This is a genomic window from Micromonospora sp. FIMYZ51 (assembly GCF_038246755.1).
In the GTDB taxonomy this organism is placed as follows: domain Bacteria; phylum Actinomycetota; class Actinomycetes; order Mycobacteriales; family Micromonosporaceae; genus Micromonospora.
The window spans coordinates 1,769,126-1,785,505 of sequence record NZ_CP134706.1; the positions used below are offsets into that span (position 1 = coordinate 1,769,126).

Annotated in this window: 16 protein-coding genes; 4 read left to right on the top strand and 12 right to left on the bottom strand. The window is 70.8% G+C overall.

What is annotated here, in order from left to right; genetic code table 11:
• Positions 1–4: 4 nt before the first annotated feature.
• Positions 5–1,015 (bottom strand): RNA polymerase sigma factor SigB, encoded by a 1,011-nt coding sequence (gene sigB, locus QQG74_RS08265; RefSeq protein ID WP_341719692.1) that lies wholly within the window; start codon positions 1,013–1,015, stop codon positions 5–7.
• 255 nt (positions 1,016–1,270) lie between these two features.
• Here sigB and QQG74_RS08270 point away from each other — a divergent pair, with 255 nt between their 5' ends.
• Positions 1,271–2,059 (top strand): sporulation protein, encoded by a 789-nt coding sequence (locus QQG74_RS08270; RefSeq protein WP_341719693.1) that lies wholly within the window; start codon positions 1,271–1,273, stop codon positions 2,057–2,059.
• A 45-nt stretch (positions 2,060–2,104) separates the two neighbouring features.
• Here QQG74_RS08270 and dtd read toward each other — a convergent pair whose 3' ends face one another.
• Together dtd and QQG74_RS08280 are read right to left on the bottom strand one after the other, a co-directional pair.
• A complete protein-coding gene (dtd, locus tag QQG74_RS08275; RefSeq protein WP_341719694.1) occupies positions 2,105–2,527 on the bottom strand; it encodes a D-aminoacyl-tRNA deacylase in 423 nt (140 codons plus the stop codon).
• A gap of 76 nt (positions 2,528–2,603) precedes the next feature.
• On the bottom strand, positions 2,604–4,088 hold the full coding sequence (locus tag QQG74_RS08280; protein WP_341719695.1) for a methyltransferase: 1,485 nt from the start codon (positions 4,086–4,088) through the stop codon (positions 2,604–2,606).
• A 179-nt stretch (positions 4,089–4,267) separates the two neighbouring features.
• Between QQG74_RS08280 and QQG74_RS08285 the strand changes: the two genes are divergently transcribed.
• Positions 4,268–5,488, top strand: coding sequence for a S8 family peptidase (locus QQG74_RS08285; protein WP_341719696.1), 1,221 nt, complete (start codon positions 4,268–4,270; stop codon positions 5,486–5,488).
• 391 nt (positions 5,489–5,879) lie between these two features.
• Here QQG74_RS08285 and QQG74_RS08290 read toward each other — a convergent pair whose 3' ends face one another.
• The 5 genes from QQG74_RS08290 to QQG74_RS08310 form a co-directional block, all read right to left on the bottom strand.
• The gene (locus QQG74_RS08290) at positions 5,880–6,806 is read right to left on the bottom strand and encodes a type II toxin-antitoxin system HipA family toxin (protein WP_341719697.1); all 927 of its coding nucleotides are present in this window, start codon (positions 6,804–6,806) and stop codon (positions 5,880–5,882) included.
• A gap of 1 nt (position 6,807) precedes the next feature.
• On the bottom strand, positions 6,808–8,394 hold the full coding sequence (locus QQG74_RS08295; RefSeq protein ID WP_341719698.1) for a DUF262 domain-containing protein: 1,587 nt from the start codon (positions 8,392–8,394) through the stop codon (positions 6,808–6,810).
• 105 nt (positions 8,395–8,499) lie between these two features.
• Entirely contained in the window at positions 8,500–9,573 is a 1,074-nt protein-coding gene (locus QQG74_RS08300; protein ID WP_341719699.1) for an ABC transporter ATP-binding protein, read from the bottom strand.
• A 236-nt stretch (positions 9,574–9,809) separates the two neighbouring features.
• Positions 9,810–11,366 carry an iron ABC transporter permease gene (locus tag QQG74_RS08305; protein WP_341721175.1) on the bottom strand — a complete coding sequence of 519 codons (1,557 nt, stop codon included), beginning with the start codon at positions 11,364–11,366 and terminating at the stop codon, positions 9,810–9,812.
• 44 nt (positions 11,367–11,410) lie between these two features.
• Entirely contained in the window at positions 11,411–12,466 is a 1,056-nt protein-coding gene (locus QQG74_RS08310; RefSeq protein WP_341719700.1) for an iron ABC transporter substrate-binding protein, read from the bottom strand.
• A 113-nt stretch (positions 12,467–12,579) separates the two neighbouring features.
• Here QQG74_RS08310 and QQG74_RS08315 point away from each other — a divergent pair, with 113 nt between their 5' ends.
• The gene (locus QQG74_RS08315; protein ID WP_341719701.1) at positions 12,580–13,170 is read left to right on the top strand and encodes an HhH-GPD-type base excision DNA repair protein; all 591 of its coding nucleotides are present in this window, start codon (positions 12,580–12,582) and stop codon (positions 13,168–13,170) included.
• Between the two features lie 127 nt (positions 13,171–13,297).
• On the opposite strand, the gene QQG74_RS08320 is transcribed toward QQG74_RS08315, so the two are convergent.
• Complete coding sequence (locus QQG74_RS08320; protein ID WP_341719702.1) at positions 13,298–13,612, bottom strand: hypothetical protein; 315 nt, start codon at positions 13,610–13,612, stop codon at positions 13,298–13,300.
• 2 nt (positions 13,613–13,614) lie between these two features.
• Positions 13,615–13,914, bottom strand: a complete 300-nt coding sequence (locus tag QQG74_RS08325) for a hypothetical protein (protein ID WP_341719703.1) — start codon at positions 13,912–13,914, stop codon at positions 13,615–13,617.
• A gap of 104 nt (positions 13,915–14,018) precedes the next feature.
• On the opposite strand from QQG74_RS08325, the gene QQG74_RS08330 reads away from it, so the two are divergent.
• A complete protein-coding gene (locus tag QQG74_RS08330) occupies positions 14,019–14,375 on the top strand; it encodes a DUF3099 domain-containing protein (RefSeq protein ID WP_341719704.1) in 357 nt (118 codons plus the stop codon).
• A gap of 11 nt (positions 14,376–14,386) precedes the next feature.
• On the opposite strand, the gene QQG74_RS08335 is transcribed toward QQG74_RS08330, so the two are convergent.
• Both QQG74_RS08335 and QQG74_RS08340 read right to left on the bottom strand, forming a co-directional pair.
• The gene (locus tag QQG74_RS08335) at positions 14,387–15,310 is read right to left on the bottom strand and encodes a PfkB family carbohydrate kinase (protein WP_341719705.1); all 924 of its coding nucleotides are present in this window, start codon (positions 15,308–15,310) and stop codon (positions 14,387–14,389) included.
• 67 nt (positions 15,311–15,377) lie between these two features.
• A complete protein-coding gene (locus QQG74_RS08340; protein WP_341719706.1) occupies positions 15,378–16,313 on the bottom strand; it encodes a pseudouridine-5'-phosphate glycosidase in 936 nt (311 codons plus the stop codon).
• Positions 16,314–16,380 lie beyond the last annotated feature (67 nt).

The window sequence follows — 16,380 nt, forward strand, 5'->3', positions numbered from 1 at the left end:
AACTTCAGCAGGCGTACGCCTCCAGCCGCTGTGCCCGCTCCGGCGCCCGGAGCTTGAGCAGCGTGACCTTCTCGATCTGCCGGATCCGCTCCCGGGACAGGCCGAACTCGCGACCGACCTCGTCCAGGGTGCGCTGCCGGCCGTCGTCCAGCCCGAACCGCAGCCGGATGACCGCCTGCTCGCGCTGCGACAGGGTGGCCAGCACGATGCTCACCTCGTTGCGCAGCTCGCCCTGGGCGGCGGCGTCACCGGGCAGGGCACTCGGGTCGACGGCGGCGACGAAGTCACCGAGGGCGCTCTCGCCGTCCTCGCCGACGGCCTGGTCCAGGCTGACCGGCTCGCGATCGTACGAGATCAGCTCGATCACCTGGTACTCCGGTACGTCGAGCGCGCGGGCCACCTCGGTGAGGGTGGGCTCGCGGCCCAGCGACACCGCAAGTTCGCGGCGGGCCCGGACCATCCGGTTGACCTGCTCGACCATGTGCACCGGGATGCGGATGGTGCGGGCCTGGTCGGCCATGGCGCGGGTGATGGCCTGGCGGATCCACCAGGTGGCGTAGGTGGAGAACTTGTAGCCCTTGGTGTAGTCGAATTTCTCGACGGCGCGGATGAGGCCGAGGTTGCCTTCCTGGATCAGGTCGAGGAAGGCCATGCCGCGGCCGGTGTACCGCTTAGCGATGCTGACCACCAGGCGGAGATTCGCCTCCAGCAGGTGGTCCTTGGCCGCCCGACCTTCCTGCGCGACCAGTTCCAGGTCGGCGCGGAGCCCGGCGGAGACCGGGGTGCAGGTGGTCAGCTTCTCCTCGGCGAAGAGGCCGGCCTCGATCCGCTTGGCGAGGTCGACCTCCTCGGCTGCGGTCAGCAGCTTCCGCCGACCGATTCCATTCAGGTATGCCCGGACCAGGTCGGTGGAGACGCCGCGTTCGTCGGTGGCGTCCAGGTCGGTCAGGGTGTCGACGCCGGGCTCAACCTCGACGCCGGCGCGCGTGCGGTGCTCGATCATCTGCAGGGCCATCTCTGTCTCCCCGTTCCACGTCCGTGCCGTGTTGCTTCGGCGAAGTTCCGCCGGTGACACACAGCTTGGCGGGTGGGGCGTAAAACGGGAGTGAGGCGATCGGAGACCCGACAGCGGGACACGACCGTCGGTCCGACCGGTTCGGCCGTTCGGCCGGACGAGCTTGTCGATGCCGGTTACCGTGCCAGCGGTCGGCGGATGCCGGCATGGCCAAGCCCCGAGCGGGCGCAACGGTATTCAAGCGACGGAGGCGACGTGGTCTTCAAGCGGCTCATGCAGGCGATGGGGGTCGGTGGCCCGTCCGTGGAGACGGTGTTGGCGAACCCGAACTGCCGCCCGGGCGGGCAGTTGACGGGCACCATCGCGGTGACCGGCGGCGACCACACGGTGGACATCTCGTACGTGGCGCTCGGCCTGCTCACCCGGGTCGAGGTGGAGAGCGGCGACAACGAGTACACGACCAACCAGGATTTCCACCAGCAGCGGGTGACCGGGGCGTTCCAGCTGGCCGCCGGGCAGCGGTACGACATCCCGTTCCGCTTCGACGTGCCCTGGGAAACCCCGCTCACCGAGCTGTACGGGCAGCACCTGCACGGCATGACGATGGGACTGCGTACGGAGTTGGAGGTGGCCCGTTCGGTCGACTCCGGCGACCTGGACCCGATCGCGGTGCATCCGCTGCCGGCCCAGGAACGCCTGTTGGAGGCGCTGCTGCGGCTCGGCTTCCGGTTCGCCCGGGCGGACGTCGAGCGGGGGCACATCTACGGCGTGCACCAGACCCTGCCGTTCTATCAGGAGATCGAGTTCTATCCGGCACCGCAGTACGCCGGCGCGATGAAACAGCTGGAGGTCACCTTCGTCGCCGGCCCGCGGCAGCTGGAGGTGGTGTTGGAGCTGGACAAGCGCGGCGGCCTGTTCACCGAGGGCCGCGACGTCTTCGGCCGCTTCACCGTCGACCACGCGACGGTCGACCAGGTCGACTGGGCCGCCCAGCTCGACGGCTGGCTGCGCCAGTCCCTTAGCCGTCGCGGCCTGTTCGGCTGACCCGCGCTGCCCCCGTCGACCACGAAGTCGCGGCGAGCGGGGCCGTCAGAGGTCGAGCAGAAGGGTGCGCGGGCCGACGTTGACGCTCTCCACCAGCATATGGGCGCGGAACCGGCCGGTCTCGACCTTCGCGCCGCGCTGACGCAGCTCCGCGACCACCGCCTCGACAAGCGGTTCGGCCACCTCGGCCGGGGCGGCCGCGGTCCAGGTGGGGCGGCGTCCCTTGCGGGCGTCGCCGTAGAGGGTGAACTGGCTGACGACGAGGATCGGTGCGCCCACCTCGGCCGCCGATCGCTCGTCGTCCAGGATCCGCAGCTCGTGCACCTTGCGGGCCATCGTCCGGGCGGTCTGCGCGGTGTCGCTGTGGGTCACCCCGAGCAGCACCAGCAGCCCGTCGGAGATCGCGCCGACCACTTCGCCGTCGACCGTGACACTGGCCCGCCCCACGGTCTGCACCACCGCCCGCATCAGGCCACCACCGTCGTCATCAGACTCACCACCGTCGTCAGGCGCACTGTCGTCAGCAGGATTCCCGCCGCCCGCATCAGGCCGTCACCGGCTCGACGAGGCCGCGCTCGACCAGGTGCGCCACGATCGGGCCGGCGGCCTCGGCCAGTTCGTCGACGGCCACGTCGTGCGCGACCGCGAGCAGCGCGAGCTGGTCACGCAGCGGCAGGCGGCCGTCGGCTCCGCCGACCAGCGCCAGCACCAGCGGGTCGACCTCCTCGGTCCATCGCAGACCGTGCGGCATGGTGAGGACCTGGCGGTCCACCCCCCACCCGTCGTCACCCATCGTCGCCTCCTGGTGCAGCCGGAGCCCGTCGGCGGCGCGGTAACGGGCGTCCAGCAGCCCGTCGGTGCCCTGCGTGCGCAACCAGTCCTGCCGGTCGAACCAGGCGGCGATCCGGTCGCCCATCGGTGCCTGCACCCGCTGGCGCAGGTCCTCCACCCGCAGCACCGGGTCGGCATGGCCACCTCGGCGCAGCGAGACGATGCCGAAGCCGATCGCCTCCACCTTGTGCGCGTCGAACCAGTCCAGCCAGTCGGCCATCCGCTGCGGGTCGGCCGCCTCGCCGACGTCGGTCAGCCACAGGTTGACGTACGCCATCGGGTCGGCCACCTCGCGCTGGATCACCCAGGCGTCCAGGCCGGTGCCGGCGAACCAGCCGGCCACCCGCTCGCCCCAGTCCTCGCCGGTGATGTGCACCCAGTTGGCGAGGTACTGCATGGTGCCGCCCTCGGTGAGCAGTCCCGGCGCGGCGGCGGCCAGTTCGGCGCCGATCGCGTCGCCGACCCGGCCGGAGTCGCGGTAGACGTGGGTGGTGGTGCCGGGCCCGACCACGAAGGGCGGGTTGCTCACCACCAGGTCGAAACGGCGGCCGGCGACCGGCGTGACCAGGTCGCCGTGCAACAACTCCCAGTCCTGGCCGTTGAGCGCGGCGGTGGTGGCGGCGAACCGTAACGCCCGTCGCGAGACGTCGGTGGCGGTGACCCGCCGCGCGTGGGTGCTCAGGTGCAGCGCCTGTACGCCCGATCCGGTGCCGAGGTCGAGGGCGCTGTCCACGGGCCGGCGGACGGCGGCACCGATCATGGTCTGGGTCGCCCCGCCGATGCCCAGCACGTGCTCGGCGTGCAGTGGGCGCCCAGGGCGGGCGCTCGCCGGCACGTCCGCGAGCACCCACCAGTCGTCGCCGTACGGCTCCAGGTCCAGCCCCATCCGCAGCCCGTCGCCGTGCCGCTCGACAAGTCCCGCCGCGAGCGCGTCGGCAATCGACAGCGGTGCCAGTGCGGCGGCCACGGCCGCCTCCGGCTCGGTCTGCTCGCAGATGAACACCCGGATCAGAGTGGCGAGCGGGTCACCGTCGGTGGTGGCCCGCAGCGCGGCCCGGAAGTCGTTGCGGGCCACCCCGCCGGTGGCCTGCGAGCCGAGCCGGGCGGCGATGCCGTTCGCGGTGAAGTTCGCCCTGACCAGCGCGGTTCGCAGCGCGTCGACGCCGGCCGGCGGGAGCAGCATGTCGTGTCCGTCCACGCCGCAATCCTGCCTGGTCGCGCTGGTTACGGCGCGTCGACCCGTTACATTCACAAAGTATTGACACCAATCTCTGTCATATTTGTCGATCAAGGGCTAGCATCTCATCCAACTCAGTCGATGGTGTGAGCCGGCCGGCCAGAAGCCCGGCAGGTCACGCCTGCAAAAGGAGGCAGACGATGCCATCAGGTTCCCCCGCGCGACGGCACCTCATCCGGGCGTTCGCCGTCGTCGCCACCGCGGCGGCCGTCTCGGCGGCCAGCACCACCGCGGCGGTAGCCGCACCCACCGGCGAGGTCCGTGGCGCCGGCGCGGCGAACGCGGTAAGTGGAAGTTACCTCGTCGTCCTGCGCTCCGACACGGTCGGCGCGGCCGGCTCCTCGACCGCCCGTAGCGCGGTGCCGAACCGGGCCAGCGCGCTGGTGAAGCGGTACGGCGGCAGCGTCTCCGACGTCTACAGCGCCGCGCTGACCGGCTTCGCCGCCAAGATGACCCCGACGCAGGCGGCCCGGCTCGCCGCCAACCCCGACGTCGCCTACGTCGAACAGGACCAGGTGATCACGCTCCAGGCGACGCAGAGCAACCCGACCTGGGGCCTGGACCGCATCGACCAGCGGACCCGTCCGCTGAGCAACAGCTACACCTACCCGAACACCGCCTCGAACGTGCGGGCGTACATCATCGACACCGGCATCCGGACCACGCACAACGACTTCGGCGGCCGGGCCACCTGGGGCACCAACACGGTCGACTCCAACAACACCGACTGCAACGGCCACGGCACCCACGTCGCCGGCACTGTCGGCGGCTCGACGTACGGTGTGGCCAAGGGGGTCCGCCTGGTCGCGGTGAAGGTGCTCAACTGCTCCGGCGGCGGCACCACCACCAGCGTGGTCAACGGCGTGAACTGGGTGACCGCCAACGCGGTCAAGCCCGCCGTGGCGAACATGAGCCTCGGCGGCGGGGCCAGCACCAGCATCGACAACGCAGTGGCCAACTCGATCCGCTCCGGCGTCAGCTACGCCGTGGCGGCCGGCAACTCGAACGCCAACGCCTGCAACTACTCCCCGGCCCGTACCTCGACCGCCATCACCGTCGGCGCGACGACCAGCACCGACGCCCGGTCGTCCTTCTCCAACTACGGCTCGTGCGTGCACATCTTCGCGCCGGGCTCCAGCATCTCGTCGGCCTGGCACACCAGCAACACCGCGACCAACACGATCAACGGCACCTCGATGGCCTCGCCGCACGTGGCCGGCGCGGCGGCGATCGTCCTGGGCGCCAACCCGTCCTACACGCCGGCTCAGGTGAAGACCTACCTGGTAAACAACGCCACCACCGGCGTGGTGACCAGCCCCGGCAGCGGCTCGCCGAACCGCCTGCTCTTCGTGGTCAACTGACCCCGACTGGTCACTGGCCCTGATGTGAAACCGGCCCGGCGGACGGCTCGACCGACCCGCCGGGCCGCTTCACGTCGCCAGCCGCGTCGAGGAGCCCTGACGGCCCCTTGGGTTGTTCAGCCTGCGGCCTTGCACAGCGGCAGCACCGAGAGCCGGTGGGAGTAGTGGTCCGCGAGTGTGCCGAATCGCGCCTTGGCCTCGACCCCTGCCTCCGAAGTCCAGGCGTTCCGCAGCCGTTGGACTGTCTCGTCAGCTATATGGGCGGTCTGCTCGGGATTTGCCCCCGCATTCTCTGCCAGACGCCGTAGATGATCAAAATTGATCGCCGAAGGCATGGTCTCGCCGCCCAACCTCAGCGCCAGCGGTGTGTACCGGTAACGATCGTAGACAGTCAGAGAGTGGAATCGTAGACAGGCGCCAGGCGCGGCGTGCGCCCATCCGGATAGATGATCGCCCAGTTCTTTAGGTGGGCATCGGTGTTGCCAACCACGATCATGGCAACCAGGCGACGGATGAAGTCGTGGTAGCCGTCCTCTCCGGTCAACTGCCGGATCGCTGTGGCAAGGCTGTCGTAGCTGACGCCTGATTCGCTGTACTTGTACCTTGGCTCGACGTCCGCTACCTGGGCGAAGTCCTCGACGTGGACCCGCCCGTCAATCGTGCGGTCGAAGCGGCGAATGGCATAGACAAGATCGACAGGATCGACCATACCGTCTGGCAGCCCTTTCACCCCCTCGGCAGGGCTGAGGGCTATCTCCGGTACCGAGAACCCTGCATCCGCCAGCCAACGCATGGTGAGGTACTCGTTGAGAGGCAGGTCCCGCAGACTCCGATCGGGAAGCTTGACGATCCACCAGCCGCCGAGGCCGCTCGCGGGGATCGCGAGCCGTGCCGCAGAGATCGAGTACTTGAGCTGGACGCCGGCAAGAGAATGCCGCAGGGGGTGCGCCGCGTCGTCCACCTGTGCTGACAGGAAGTCGTCCGTGGGCTCGTCATCAGCATGGACTGTGACAGCGCCTGGTAGGTTGCTGCCGAGCCGCAGCAGCAGCGTGAAGTCCCCGATGTTGCCGCCACCCATCTCGCGCAGGATCTGCCGACGGAGTGCTCCCTCGGGTAGCAGGTTGCTGAACCAAGCGGGTAGGCCGACCCGAGCCCGGCGGACGAGCGCGGGGTCGTCCTCGAAAATCTGGCCGAGGACGCGGTGCTCAGGGGAGGCGAGATCATCCCCGTAGGTGAACTCGGATCCGCCCTGCCGAAACCGCAACTGCCCGACATGTCGTCCGTGCAGACGGACCTCGGCGACGGTGTGAGCTGCCATCTCAGGCCGCAGGCCGCAGGATGTCGGTCAGTGCCCGCCCGTCTCGGGCACCCCACTCGGCCATCCGATCGACGTGTGACCGGATGACAGCATCGCAGGCTTCCGCACGGTGAGCCAGGAAATCAATCCATCGATGCCGTGTGAGCAACTCCTGTGCCCGCTCGTCGACAAGCTGACTGGCGGCAACGGAGACTGTTGCGGATGCCAATCGAGTTGGGTCTGGTCGCTCTCCGGGCGGCAGGATGAGGCGATTGGCGATGGTGTCCAGCCGGGGAAGACCCTTCTCTGCCAGCAGCGGGCGTAACGGACTGCCGCTGTCAAGTAGTCGTGCCGCATCCAGGATCTCACCGGACGCCAGGCTCCGGGGTTCCATGGAAAGCAGGCCCAGAGCGCTGATCTTTGTCATCGCATGATTGAAATGAACCTTGTCCAACTCCGGGATGAAGTCGGGAAACGGCTGGACCTGGCGAAGCAGGCTGGTCGCGGCGTCCATTGCATTCGCCGCGTCCACGGCGGCGACCTGATTTCGGATGTCGGCAACACTGACACCACGGGCGCGGGTGCCGGCCACGGCGCTGCGCCACACCCATCGCCGAAGGAGGGTGGCGCTCCGTCCAACGGGCGAACCGTGTAGATGAATGAATCGTACGATGGTGGGCAGAACGTGAGTGTAGGGAAGCAGCTTAATGTGTGGAATGGCGCAGGTGTTACGTAGAAAGACCGCAGCATCCCGCAGAGCGGCCGCGACTCCCCGGAGGATCTCGGTTCGATCGTCTTCTGGTGCGAACTCGTTTCGGAAATCTTCGCGGAACACGTCCCCGCCCCGATATGCCAGGATGCAGCGGAGAGCAAGGCGGTCATCAACAGCGCCAAAGCTGAGCTCGGCTGTGACCTGACCAAGGTTGTTGAGCGTGAGATCGCTGGCGACGTTGCCTGCGTGCAGGGCCTGGAAGACCTCGGATTTGGTGAGCCGCTTGCCGGTGGTGTTCATCCGAGTGAATATTTCCAGTAGCGCTTCTTCGTCTGCCGCCTGCACTACGTAGGTCGGAATTTGATATTCGCGGATCGCCTTGGCTGCCTGCTCAGCGAGCGCCAGTTGATCCTCGCTCAGCCAGTCCGAATGATCGCGCATCCAGCGGAGCAGCACGGCGGTGTCCAGCAGGAAGCTGACCGGAATCCAGGAATCGGGCGGCTGTTGACGAGCGCCGAGGGTGTGAAATTCCCCCGTGTCGAGATCGAGGTGGACCCGGAACCGGTGATCTACTGTCTGGTCTGCCTTGGTCAACGCCCCCACCAGGGACACAATGCGTTGCTGCCCGTCCACTACCCAGAGCGCTGACTCGGTGGCCGGAGCCTCGATCGTGAGTGGACCGATCTCCAGCCGTTGAGCTGGGGCGGGCCGACGCCAGAGCAGCAGATTCCCGATCGGGAAACCGCGCAGAATGCTGTCGAACAGCTTGACGATGTCGGACGCTTCCCACTTCAGGGCGCGCTGAAAAGGCGGAACCCGGACGAGTCCCCGCTCGACGTCGCGGACCAGATCTTCCGGCGTCCGGTATTCGACCCGCGGTCGCTCCAGACTAGGCATCAGATCCCTTCCCTCGGCTGGCCCCTTCGAGGGTATCGGCTCGCAACGCACGATTGGGTGACCCGCATGGGCGCGCCCCGTTAGCCACCTTGCCGTGAGGCGACGTTACGCCGCCAGCTCGATCGGAGTGACAAGCGGGTGGGCGGGGCCAAGGTCCGCCGGGAAGGCACGCGCCGCGCCGTCCACGTGCACGGTCACTTCGCCGCCGAGACAGACTGCGGCGTCGCCGTCGAGGATCCGGGCGGTGATCCGGGTGCCGTCGGCCAACCGGAGCCCGACCAGCGCGTCGTGGCCGTGGAAGTCGTGCCGCAGCACGGTGGCGGTGACCGCGCCCGGACCGGTGGCGAAGCGTACCTGCTCGGGGCGGACCAGCACGGTGACCGGGCCGTCCGCGACCGTGCCGGCGACCGGAACGACGCCGAGGGCGGTGCGCGCGGAACCGTGCTCGACGACCGCCGGCAGCAACACCGCGTCGCCGACGAACCCGGCCACCCAGGGATCGGTGGGCTCGCGGTAGACCATGGTCGGCGTACCGGCCTGGATCACCCGTCCGTCGCGTAGCACCACCACCTGATCGGCCACCGACAACGCCTCGCCCTGGTCGTGGGTGACAAGCACGCCGGTGGCGCCGTCGGCGCGCAGCGCCTCGCGTACGTCGTGCCGCAGCCCGGCGCGCAGGCCCGCGTCGAGCGCGCTGAACGGCTCGTCCAGCAGCACCACCGACGGCCGGGGTGCCAGGGCCCGGGCCACCGCCACCCGCTGCTGCTGCCCGCCGGAGAGTTGGTGCGGCATCCGGTCGCCGTATCCGGCGAGCCCGACCAGCGACAGCACCTCCTCGACCCGGTCCGAGCGCCGGGCGGCCCGGTCCAGGCCGTAGCCGACGTTCTCCGCCACGCTCAGGTGCGGGAAGAGCGCACCCTCCTGAGGCACCACGGCGATGTTGCGCCGGTGCGCCGGCAGGTGTTTGCCGCCGCCAGCCACCCGGTTGCCGTCGATGCGGATTTCACCGGCGTCCAGCCGCTCGAAGCCGGCCAGACAACGCAGCAAGGTGGTCTTGCCGCACCCGGACGGGCCGAGCACGGCGGTCAGCTGGCCGGACGGCACGCTGAGGTCCGCGCCGGCCAGGGCGGTGACCCGCCCGTACCGCTTGACCACTCCACTGAGCACAACCTTGCTCATGCCGGCCCTCCGCTGCGCTGCGTGCCGCCATGAGGCACCGGTGCGCTGAGTTGATGATTCGCTCGCTGACGCTTGCTCATGCCGGCTCTCCGCTGCGCTGCGTGCCGGCCTGAGGCACCGGTGCGCTGAGTTGATGATTCGCTCGCTGACGCTTGCTCATGCCGGCTCTCCGCTGCGCTGCGTGCCGGCCTGAGGCACCGGTGCGCTGAGTTGATGATTCGCTCGCTGACGCTCGCTCATGGCCGGTCCTCCTTGTCGAGCAGGCCGCTGCGGGCGACCAGCAACCAGGTGGGTAGTGCCGAGATCGCCACCAGCAGGGCAGCGTAGGGTGCCGCGGCGGCGTACGCACCGACGGCGGTACTGGTCCACAGCTCGGTGGCCAGGGTGTCCGTCCCGGTGGGGCGCAGCAGCAGGGTGGCCGGAAGTTCCTTCATGCCGGTGAGGAAGACCAGCGCGGCACCCGCACCGATGCCGGGCAGGGTCAGCGGCAGGGTCACCGTGCGCAGCACGGTCCACGGCCCACGGCCGAGCGAGCGGGCCACCTCCTCCAGCCCGGTGGGGGACTGGGCGGCGGCACCGGCCACCGCACCGACGGCCAGCGGCAGGAACAGCGTGGCGTACGCAAGCGCCAGCAGCCACCGCGTCTGGTAGAGCGGGTACGCCACGTTGATGCCGAAGAAGATCAGCGAGAGGCCGATCACCACGCCGGGCAGGGCGTGGGCCAGGTACGCCAGCCGGTCCAGCGCGGTGGTGAGCGGACCCGGCGCGCGGGCCGCGAGCAGGCCCAGGGGCAGCGCCAGCAGCATGGTCAGCGCGGCCCCGGCGAGCGAGACGGTAAGCGAGTTGCCGGCTGCGGTGAGCACCTCCGGCAGCGCTCCCGGGCGGGACACTCCGGCGGCGAGTCGCCGGCCCAGGCTGACCGCCGGTACGCCGAGCGCGAGCCCGGCGACCGCGACCAGAGTCACGATGGCGGGCCAGCGGGCCGGCCCGAGCGAGAGCCGGGCCACCGGGCGGCGGGCGCCGCCGAGGCGGGCGTACCGGGCCCCGCGTCGGCGGGTGGCGGTCTCGCCGGCCAGCAGCAGCACGGTGAGCGCGACCAGCACGCTGGAGAGCACAAGCGCTCCGGTGCGGTCGAAGCCCAGGTCGAAGGCGACGAAGATGGCCCGGGTGAAGGTGTCGGCGCGCAGGATGGAGACCGCACCGAAATCGGAGAGCACGTAGAGGGCGACCAGCAACGCTCCGGCGGCGGTGGCGGGGCGGATCTGCCGCAGCGTCACGGCGGTGAAGGTCTGCCACCCGCTGCGCCCCAGTGACCGGGACACCTCCTCCTGAGCCGGGTCTGCGCCGCGCAGCGCAGCCGCGACCGGCAGCAGCACGTACGGATAGGAGCAGAGGGTGAGCACCAGCGCCGCCGGCCAGAAGCCCTCCAGCCGAGGCATCGTGGAAACCCAGGCGAAGGCGGCGATGTAGGTGGGTACGGCAAGCGGCAGCGCCGCCAGCACGGCGAAGAGTCGACGAGCGGGCAGGTCGGTGCGGGTGACCAGGAAGGCGGTGCCGACGCCGAGCAGCACACAGGCCGTGGTGACCACTGCGGCCAATCCGAGGCTGCGCAGGGCGAGCAGCCCCACCCGGTCGGTCCACAGCTCGGCGATGATCCGGTCCCAACCCGCCTCGGCGGTGCGTACCGCGAGGTAGGCCAGCGGGATCAGGGCGACGGCCACCGCGGCGGTGGAGGCCGCGAGCAGCGCTGGCCGCGGTGCCAGACGCCGCCACCGACCGGGTACGCCGGACAGGGCCGTCCCGATTCTGGACGGCCCTGTGGTGGTCGGCGTGGCGGTCAGGGAACCAGCCCCGAATTCTTGATCAGAGTGACGGTGGCGTCCAGCGTGTCCAGGTCGTTCAGGTCGATCTCCGGCACCGCCAGCTCGGCCAGCGGCGGCACGTACGCCGGGCCCTGCACGCCGCCGACCACCGGGTACTCGAAGGTTTGCTCGGCGAAGTAGGTCTGTGCCTCGGTGTCGAGCAGGAAGTCCACGAACTTCTGCACGTCCGGATCGGCGGCGGAGCGGTTGAGTACGCCCACGCCTGCCACGTTGACCAGGGCGCCGGTGTCGCCGCCGGGGAAGAAGTGCAGCTTGACCTTGAGCCCGTCCGGGGTGGTGCCCTGTTCCTTGGCGACCTCGCCCAGGTAGTAGTGGTTGACCAGGCCGACCGGGACGGTGCCGCTGTTCACGTCCTCGACGATCTTGACGTTGCCGTCGCGGATCTGCGGGTCGTTGGCCTTGAGCCCGGCCAGGAACTCCTCGGCCTTGGCGTCGCCGTGCTGCACCCGGATCGCGGTGACGAACGCTTGGAACGAGGCGTTGGTCGGGGCGAGGGCGACCTTGCCCTTCCAGGCGGGGGTGGTCAGGTCGAAGACCGACGCCGGTAGCTGGTCGGCCGGGACCAGGTCGGGGTTGTACGCGAGCACCCGCGCCCGGGCGCTCACGCCGACCCAGTGGCCGCTGCCGGCGCGGTAGGTCGGCGGCACCTTCCCCGTGGTCGCCTCGGGCAGCGTGCTGAACATGCCGCGCTTGGCGACGGTGCCCAACGCGCCGGCGTCCTGGGCGAAGAACACGTCGGCCGGCGACTTGTCGCCCTCCTCGACCAGCTGAGCGGCGAGCTGGGCGGTGCTGGCGTAACGTGCCTGCACGGTGATGCCGGTCTGCTCGGTGAACTTGTCCAGCAGCGGCTTGACCAGCTGCTCGTTGCGTCCGCTGTAGACGGTGATCTGCTTGTCGTCCGGCTTGCCCGGGTCGGTTGCGTCCTCCCCGCCGGATCCGCAGGCGGCCAGGCCGAGGGTGAGCACGCCGACGGCGAGCAGCGCGGCAGTGGAGCGGCGGTTCAGTGACACGGGAGGCCCTTTCTTCGGTCAGAGCGACCGTCGGGGCGAAGTTAGCACAGCCTAACCTCACTCGGAAATCGGGTTGGGCGGTGAATCACGTCGGCCCAGGGCGAAGAGGCAGGATGGAGGCCATGACGCTCGCCCTGCCCATCGCCCCGGAGGCCAACCAGCTGCTGCTGCGCAGCCCGCTGGCGCTGCTGACCGGGATGGTTCTCGATCAACAGGTTCCGATGGAGAAGGCGTTCTCCTCGCCGTACCTGCTGGCCCAGCGGCTCGGTCACGACCTGGACGCCCGGGTGATCGCCGAGTACGACCCGGAGGCCCTGGTGGCGCTCTTCGCCCAGCCGCCGGCGTTGCACCGGTTCCCCAAGGCGATGGCCGCCCGGGTCCAGGAGGTGTGCCGGGTGCTTGTCGAGCGGTACGACGGCGACGCCGCCCGGCTCTGGGCCGACCCGGCGGACGGTCGTGAGCTGCTCGCCCGGATCGCCGACCTGCCCGGGTTCGGCCGGCAGAAGGCGCAGATCTTCCTCGCCCTGCTCGGCAAGCGGTTCGGCGTACGACCGCCGGGCTGGCGGGAGGCGGCCGGCGGCTACGGCGAGCCGGACGCCCACCGGTCCGTCGCCGACGTCACCGACGCCGAGTCGCTGCGCCTGGTCCGGGAGTACAAGCAGCAGGTGAAGGCGGCGGCGAAGGCGCGGACCGACGGCGCCTGACCACGTGCCGCCGTAGCGGCGCTCGGCCGGTCAGGCGGCGCTCGGCCGGTCAGGCGGCGCTCGGCTGGTCGGGCGGCGCAGGGCCGCTCAGGCGCTCAGGCGCTCAGGCGCTCGGCCGGTCAGGCCGTCAGGCGGCGGCGCTCGGCTGGGCCAACGCGGCGAGGGCCCGGCGGACGTCGGCAAGCGAGACGGTCGCCGAGTCGTCCAGGTCGGCGAGGCCAGCCTCGATCCACTGCCGCATCAGGGTGGTCACCCCGATGCTGCGGGCGTCGGCGACCGCGCGGACCCGCTCGTACGTCTCAAGTGGCAGCCGGACCGAGCGGCTGACCATCGGGGTGTCGGTGTCGGGGGTGGGCAGCTCCACCTGGCGGCTTTCGTCGATCAACTCGGCGAGCCGGTCGCCGCCGCTGTGGAACTGCTTTGTCGCGTCGTGACGGTCCATCGTCACCGCCTCCTCGTCTCTGGAGCTCTCCGCACGGCCTCGTCGTAGCGCTTGGTTTCGGCGTCGCTCAGTTCGCGGGCGGAGAGGATGTCCCAGTCGTTGTCGGTCCCGTCGGCTTCGGCGAGCAGCACGGCCACCCGGCGCCCACGGGCGGTGGTGGCGTAGACCACCATCACGTCGTCTCCCAGGTGGCGGATGACCCGCCGGCTGCTGTGCAGCGCCTCCCAGACTTCCCCCGGCGTGACGTCGTAGACCCGCAGGTTGGCCAGCGCCTCGTCGGTGAAGCTGAACCTGCTGCCCACGGGGCGAGCGTACCACGCACGTAACACGAGATCGGGCGGGTCGATACCTCGCCGCCCGCCCTTTCCTGGTGTCAGGATGGGGTGACCCCCTGAGGAGGTACCAGGTGAAGCGTCAGGCGTACCGCCCGATCCTGATCACCGACGCCCCACGCAGCCAGGACGACCAGTTGACCACCCGGCAGCGGCGGTACGTCGCGATGATGGGCGTCCGGGTGGCCTGCGTGATCATTGGCGCGATCCTGGTCGGCGCGAAGGCGCCGCTGCTCTGGCTCTGGCTCCCGCTTGTCGCCCTGGGCATGGTGCTCATCCCGTGGCTCGCGGTGCTCCTCGCCAACGACCGGCCGCCGAAGGAGCAGCATCGGCTGGCCAACCGCTTGCGGTCCGGCCCGGCGGAGGAGGCCCCGCCGAAGAGCCTGCCCGCCGAGGAACGACCGCACAAGGTGATCGACGCCGAACCCTGATCCCCACCCGGTCAACGGGCCGGGCGGGCACCCAGCTGAGAGACCGCCGCCGCGCCCAGGTCGGCGCCCCGGCGTAGCGCGGCGTCCGGTTGCGCCCCGGCCAGCCACGCGCCCAGCAGCCCGGCGGCGAAGGCGTCGCCCGCTCCGGTCACGTCGACCGCCGCCACCCGGTGCGCCGCCGCCACCGCGACCGTGCCGTCCCGGTCGACCCAGGTCGCACCGGCGGCACCCCGCTTGACCACCACCCGCCGCGCCGAGGCGACCAGCGCCCGCCCCTGCGCCGCCGCATCGAGGCCGCCGGCCAGCACCGCCGCCTCGTCCTGGTTCACCAGCAGCAGGTCCACCTCGCGTACCCAGGAGAGGAAGGCCGCCGCACCGACCGCCCGCAGCGGAGCCGCCGAGGCGGCGTCGACGCTTGTGGTGAGGCCGCGCTCGCGGGCCACGGCCAACGCGCGCAGACCGGCCGGGCGGGAGCCGGCGTCCAGCAGGGTGTACCCGGACAGGTGCAGGTGCACCGCCTCCGGCGCGTCCGCCAACGCGGCGTCGATGTGCCCGGGACGCAGCCGCAGGTTCGCACCGCGCTCGGTGAGCATGGTGCGCTCCTCGCCGACGGCCAGCACGATCACCGTGCCGGTGGCGCAGCCGGCGACCCGCTCCACCGCGCAGTCGACCCCGGCGGCGGCCAGCTCCGCCAGCCGCTCCCGGCCGGCGGCGTCGTCGCCGACCGCGCCGACCAGGGTCACCGGCAGGCCCTGCGCGGCGAGCCAACAGGCCGTGTTGGCGGCCTGCCCGCCGCCGGTGAACCGGATGGTCGCCGCCGTGTCCGAGCCGGTCGCCGGTGGACCGCCGAGCGCCGCCACCACGTCGGTGATCACGTCACCGACGATCAGGACCCGGCCGGCGTGCCCGCCGGTTGTCTCGTCCGCTGCGCTCACGCCGTGGTCCCGCGCCGGCCGATGGCGTACGGCGGCACGTCACGGTCGCCGCGGCTGTTCCGTGCGCTCACGCCGGCGGGTCGCCCCGTCGGGTGGCGGCGGCGACCGCGATCCGGGCGGCGAGGTCGGCGTTACGCAGGATGATCCGTACGTTGACCGCCAGGCTCGCACCCTCGGTGGCGGAGTGGAAGTGGGCCAGCAGGAACGGCGTCACCGCCTTGCCGCTGATCCCGTCGCGCTCCAGCCGGGCCAGCCCCTCGGCGAGCGTACGGTCGTGCAGTTCCGGGTCGAGCTGTTCGTCGGCGGGCAGCGGGTTGGCGACGATCAGACCGCCACGATGCACGCCGTGCCCCTCGTGAGCGGCCAGCACGTCGGCGATCAGCTCCGGCGAGTCGACCGACCAGTCCAGGTCGAAGCCGCCGTCGGTGATGAAGAAGCCCGGGAACCTGCGGGTGCGGTAGCCGACCACGGCCACCCCCAAGGTCTCCAGGCGTTCCAGCGTCGCCCCCACGTCGAGGATCGACTTGACCCCTGCGCAGACCACCGCGATCGGCGTCCGGGCCAGGGTGATCAGGTCGGCCGACTCGTCGAAGGTCTGCGCGGCCTCGCGGTGCACCCCGCCCAGGCCGCCGGTGGCGAAGACCCCGATCCCCGCCCGGGCGGCCACCGCGCTGGTCGCCGCCACGGTGGTGGCGCCGTCGGCGCGGGTCGCGGCGGCCACCGCGAGATCGCGTACGGAGAGTTTGGTCACCCCGTCCGCGGTGGCCAGCCGGGTCAGCTCAGCGTCGTCGAGGCCCACCACGAGATCACCGGCGACCATGCCGATGGTGGCCGGCACCGCACCCGCGTCCCGGACGGCCTGTTCGATCTGCCGGGCCACCCGCAGGTTGTCCGGCCGGGGCAGGCCGTGCGAGACGATTGTGCTCTCCAGGGCGACCACGGGACGCCGCTCGCGCAGCGCCTGGGCAACCTCGGGGCCGAGGCGAAGGGGAAAGTCGGTCACAATCGCCCACCGTAGCGTGCCGCTTCGGTCCACTCAGCTGGACCGGGGTCACGGTGACCTGCCAGAC

What these genes read in the sequence shown, in the direction of transcription:
- QQG74_RS08285 (WP_341719696.1), top strand. Translation starts at nt 4,268, where the DNA reads ATGCCATCAGGTTCCCCCGCGCGACGGCACCTCATCCGGGCGTTCGCC.
- QQG74_RS08320 (WP_341719702.1), bottom strand. Translation starts at nt 13,612, where the DNA reads ATGGACCGTCACGACGCGACAAAGCAGTTCCACAGCGGCGGCGACCGG.
- sigB (WP_341719692.1), bottom strand. Translation starts at nt 1,015, where the DNA reads ATGGCCCTGCAGATGATCGAGCACCGCACGCGCGCCGGCGTCGAGGTT.
- QQG74_RS08315 (WP_341719701.1), top strand. Translation starts at nt 12,580, where the DNA reads ATGGAGGCCATGACGCTCGCCCTGCCCATCGCCCCGGAGGCCAACCAG.
- dtd (WP_341719694.1), bottom strand. Translation starts at nt 2,527, where the DNA reads ATGCGGGCGGTGGTGCAGACCGTGGGGCGGGCCAGTGTCACGGTCGAC.
- QQG74_RS08295 (WP_341719698.1), bottom strand. Translation starts at nt 8,394, where the DNA reads ATGCCTAGTCTGGAGCGACCGCGGGTCGAATACCGGACGCCGGAAGAT.
- QQG74_RS08290 (WP_341719697.1), bottom strand. Translation starts at nt 6,806, where the DNA reads ATGGCAGCTCACACCGTCGCCGAGGTCCGTCTGCACGGACGACATGTC.
- QQG74_RS08300 (WP_341719699.1), bottom strand. Translation starts at nt 9,573, where the DNA reads ATGAGCAAGGTTGTGCTCAGTGGAGTGGTCAAGCGGTACGGGCGGGTC.